This window comes from Neobacillus drentensis, assembly GCF_036965425.1.
Taxonomy (GTDB): Bacteria; Bacillota; Bacilli; order Bacillales; family Cytobacillaceae; genus Neobacillus; species Neobacillus drentensis_F.
This window is the reverse complement of the sequence record NZ_JBALPP010000150.1, coordinates 2,755-7,433: the sequence shown is the minus strand read 5'-3', so window position 1 is coordinate 7,433 and position 4,679 is coordinate 2,755. Positions and strand designations below refer to the sequence as shown.

The 4,679-nt window shown below is 40.7% G+C and carries 3 protein-coding genes; all 3 read right to left on the bottom strand.

Translation table 11 applies throughout. The features are described 5' to 3' along the window. Window positions 1–155: 155 nt before the first annotated feature. Window positions 156–3,293, bottom strand: a complete 3,138-nt coding sequence (locus V7161_RS27970; protein WP_335716061.1) for an SMC family ATPase — start codon at window positions 3,291–3,293, stop codon at window positions 156–158. Continuing rightward, window positions 3,290–4,435, bottom strand: coding sequence for an exonuclease SbcCD subunit D (locus V7161_RS27965; protein ID WP_335716060.1), 1,146 nt, complete (start codon window positions 4,433–4,435; stop codon window positions 3,290–3,292). The genes V7161_RS27970 and V7161_RS27965 overlap by 4 nt, the downstream gene beginning before the upstream one ends. 164 nt (window positions 4,436–4,599) lie before the next feature. Next, window positions 4,600–4,679 (bottom strand): cold shock domain-containing protein (locus V7161_RS27960; RefSeq protein WP_335716063.1); only part of this gene is annotated, 80 nt, incomplete at its 5' end.

Sequence of the window (4,679 nt, the reverse complement as noted above, 5' to 3'; positions counted from 1 at the left end):
ACCGTCAAGTGGAAAAATTACTACCCTTGGGCAATGAAAGTCCGTTTCATTTACCGCTAAGCGGAAAAAACACTATCCTCTGGCAATGAAAGTGCAATCCAACAAAAGAAGCAGTGCGATTTCACCACAAAAATGAAATCCACTGCTTTTTAAAATTAGTTTGTAAACATAAATTCAGTCGTACTTCCGGTCTGTCCTGAAATAACTTCCAGTCTGACATCTATTCGTTCTTTTAATTCCGGGACATGAGAGATGATGCCTACCAGGCGACCGCTGCTTTGGATATCCATTAATGCTTCAATTGCCTGATCAAGCGATTCAGGATCAAGTGTACCGAAGCCTTCATCAATAAACATCGTTTCGAGGGAGACGCCTCCTGCATAATTTTGAACAACATCAGCAAGACCTAAAGCTAAGGATAAAGATGCCTTAAAGCTTTCACCTCCGGATAACGTTTTAACATGGCGTTCCTGCCCTGTATATTGGTCAAATACAAGCAATTCCAAACCGCTTTGGGCACTTCCTTTTGAACGATCTGTTTTCCTTAACAGCTGAAAGCGCCCAGAAGTCATTTTCCTTAACCGTACATTGGCTTCGCGAAGAATATCATCCAAGAAAGATGCCAGTACATACCGTTCAAAGGTAATCCGGAAATTATTCTGTCCTTTGGCAATCTCGGAAAGATGGCCGATCAGCTTGTACCGTTCTTCAAGCACCTTCATTTTTTCATTCAAACGTTCAACCTGACTATAGATATCCTCATTATCCCGTTTTTTCACAAAAAGATCTGTGCGTTGATTTGTGAGATTTTCAATTTCATTGCTAACCTTGCTTAACTCGAACTTAATTCCTTCAACATCTGGTGCTTTCACATCAGCCAACAGTTCCGATAACTCTCTCAAACGATCTGTTACTGAACGCAGCTCTTCACGATATTCGCGGATTTCATTTTCAAGCTTACGAATTTCATTTTCAACTAATTTCGAAGCATGGTACAATCCGAAATTTTCAAATCCCTGTTCAGAGAGTCTATTTTTAAAGATTTCACGCTCTGTATTGAGCTCTTCTTGCTTTTCAACAAAGTGCTTCATTGCATTCTGTAATCTTGCTGTTTCAGCCGCAAGCTTTTCTTTTACTGTTTGCAAACGCTGCTGCGCGTCTTCCAATAATTTCACCAAGTTTTCATAGCTTTTACGCGAAACAGCTAGAGCTTTCTCATATTCAGCCTCTGAACGAAGGTTCTCTGGAATAACATTCATCAATCTAGTCAGATTTGTTTTCTTTTCTGTAAATTGAATCGTTAATTCCGTTACCTCTCCAGCAAATTGCTGGATCTCTTTTTGTAATACTAGCTTTTGAGCTTCTCTTTTCTCTATTTCTGTCTTCACTTTCTCTAGTTGTTCAATTTGTAGCGATAATTCTCTTTGTGTAAGAATAAGACTATTTTTCGCAGCGACAACTTCCGACTTAACTATTGAATATTCACTTTCTATAAAATCGGACCGCTGTGTACGAATTTCCTGCAATATTTCATCCAATGCTTCCTTTTGGACCTTCTCGGCAGATTGGCTTTGGTAAAGGGCAGCCTCATCGGCAGACTTTTCTTTTTCCCAATGGGCCGCTTGTTCTTTCGCAGCCTTCATATCCTGTTCCGTCGGAATGGAGTCATCTTGCTTAAAGGCTGGTGCAGGATGGTGCTCAGAACCGCACACCGGACATGCCTCACCTGTTTGAAGCCTTGCTGCTAAAAGTGATGCCTGGCCATGAAGCCATTTATTCTCCAACACTTCCACAATTGACTTAGCATCTGCTAATCTTGCTGCTGTATTTTCATACCGTCCCGTTGTATGTTTAAGATTTTGCACCGCATTTTGATGGCGAATATGAAGTGTCTGATATTTTTCTAGACGCTCTAACTCGGCATTAAGCTTTTCTACCTGCCGCTCATTTTCTAGGATGGTAAGCTTTCCCTTTTCGATTTCTGAACTTTGCTGATGTAAAAATTTAAGCCGTTCATCTAATTGCTCTAGCGTTTGTTCAGAATGACGATGTTTGTCCTTAATGTTTTTTAATAATGCCTCCACTCTAGAAGCCTCTTTTACCATAGCGGCAAATGAATAAACATCCTCTTTCATATTCAAGAGTCGATTAACCTCTTCAAGCGCGGACTTACGCTCTCCTTCACGGTCCATCTCTTTTTGAAGCTGACCTTCATATTGGGTAAGCAGCTCTTGTAATTTTTCAATATCGATTTTTATTGATTTGACATTTTCGCCGAGCTGGTCTTCTTCCTTTTTCAAGCGATGACATAGCGCTTCTTGCTCGGCTAGGACGGCCGCCTTTTGGGCCCTTTGAACCTGCTTTTCTTTTTCTACGAACAATTCCTCTTGAGAAATCAGCGTGCCTCGTTGCTCCTTTAATTCCTCTTTCGTTTTCAATTGTTTTAGGATGGTTTCGGCTTCGAAAAGCTGATTTTTCAGCTTGTCCTGCTCTTGTGCCTTATCTTTCAATTGAAGGTCCAGCTGTTCGAGCTTTTCTCCTAAGCCTGCTATTTCTTTTTGCAGGAGCGGCATGATAATGGTATCGTTCACGCTGTCTGCTTTCAAAAATTCACGCAGCTCTTCATTTACAACAGCTTGAATACGTCGAATAGCTTCATTCCTCGCTTGAACTTGATCTTCAACGGATCTTTTCAGCTCGGTCGCTTCATCCTTCAGTTTTTCTTCGACCAATTTATAAAACTGGGTATGGAATAGTCTTTGTAAAATGACTTCCTTATCCTTACTGTCAGACGTCAACAGCTTTCGGAATTCACCTTGGGGTATCATTAAGATTTGTCGAAATTGATTCGCATCGATCAACATAATTTCTTTAATTTTCTCTTCTACATCGGTGATTTTGGAAGCGAGCAGCTTTTTCTCACCCGACTCATCCAACCCATAAAGCTCGGCTTTTGCACCAATTGAGGTAAAACCGTCCCCTTTGTCTTTTTTCTTCTGCTGCTGGGGCGACCTAGTGATTGAATACACTTTGTTTCGAAGGGAAAAATCTAATGTGACCTCTGTTAATAGCTCGTCCTTGGCAAATTGACTTCTTAATTCAGGGCCGTTCCTGTCCTCCCCGCTTGCTTTGCCATAAATGGCATAACTAATAGCATCAAAGATCGTTGTTTTGCCTGCACCCGTTTTTCCAGAAATCACAAACATCGTCCGATTTCCCAGCTTGGTAAAGTCAATCGTCTCAGTACCTGCATAAGGGCCGAACGCCTGCATCGTCAGTTTTAATGGTCTCATTTCACCATTTCCCCCCTTAGTACTTTTTCAATAACCCCTACCATTGCATCCTTTTTATCCTGGGTAAATTCGGACGTGGTCATTTCCGTATAAAATTGCTCGAATAACTCAATCTCTGATTTTTTCTCACTTCTATTAGCTTTGAAAGACTGCTTTTTCTTTAAATCAGTAACATCAATTTTCCGCTCAAGGTGCAAAACATTTGGAAATACCTGACGCAGTTTATTAATTGGATCAATTAAGGCCCCTTCATCAAGCAGGGTGATCTTTAAATAGTCATGGATTCGTTCTTTTTCATAAAAGTGCGGGTCAAGTAATTCTTCTAAATGTCCTTCTAGTTCCCGCATATCATGTTTTGGTGTGAGGGAGCGGTAACGATGAGTAAAGTTACCACTATCATCCATTTCAATGATCGAAATAGTTTTGTTCTGTTTGGCTTCGGAAAAAGAGTATTTTAAAAGGGATCCAGAATATTTCACTTTGTTGTGTTTAATCGCATCGGGACTGTGTAAGTGGCCGAGTGCAGTATATGAAAATGGTTCAAACAGTTCGGCACTGACACATCCCGAGCCGCCAACGGACAAAATCCGTTCGGAGTCTGAGGTTTGTCCTCCCAGCACAAAGGCATGACCGACCAAGACATTGGGTTCATTCGGATTTAGCGTTTCTTCCATTTTGCCAATTAGGGTTTTCATCGCATCCTGATGAGAATGGATGGAATCATCTCCTAGGAGCTGTCTTACAACACCCGGTTCGGCATAAGGCACGAGATAAAAGTTTACCCCGTTGATATGGACGGGCTTGAAGCTGTTTGATAACTTGCCAGATAAATAGAATTGGCTATGCTTGTACCACGAGCTGCCAAAAGAAAGTCTTTCAGCACTATCGTGATTTCCAGCAATGGCTACGACAGGTGTTTTTAATTCAACATTAATTTTAAAAAGAATTTCATCAAGTAACTCAACGGCATCGGTTGGCGGAACGGAACGATCATATAAATCGCCTGCGATGACAACGGCATCAGGCTTTTCCTCGACAACAATTTCAATAAATTGTTCAAGTGCTTCCCGCTGATTTTCTGTCATATAAACACCATGGACCAGTTTACCTAAATGCCAATCAGCTGTATGGATAAATTTCATTTGCTTCACCCCACTGCATTTTTTCTCAATGCTTCTATTATAGCAAAATACCATTCATTAAGGTCTTGGAAATGCTAGCAATTTACTGGAATCAGGGATGTTTTTTTGTATAATAAAAAACAGCCCGGCAATTTACCGGACTGTTATAATTGGTTTTTTTAAAATTACTTTTTAGTTACGTTAGCAGCTTGTGGTCCACGAGCTCCTTCAACTACTTCGAAAGAAACTTCTTGACCTTCTTCTA

Coding starts and splice junctions, on each gene's coding strand:
- V7161_RS27970 (WP_335716061.1), bottom strand. CDS start 3,293: ATGAGACCATTAAAACTGACGATGCAGGCGTTCGGCCCTTATGCAGGT.
- V7161_RS27965 (WP_335716060.1), bottom strand. CDS start 4,435: ATGAAATTTATCCATACAGCTGATTGGCATTTAGGTAAACTGGTCCAT.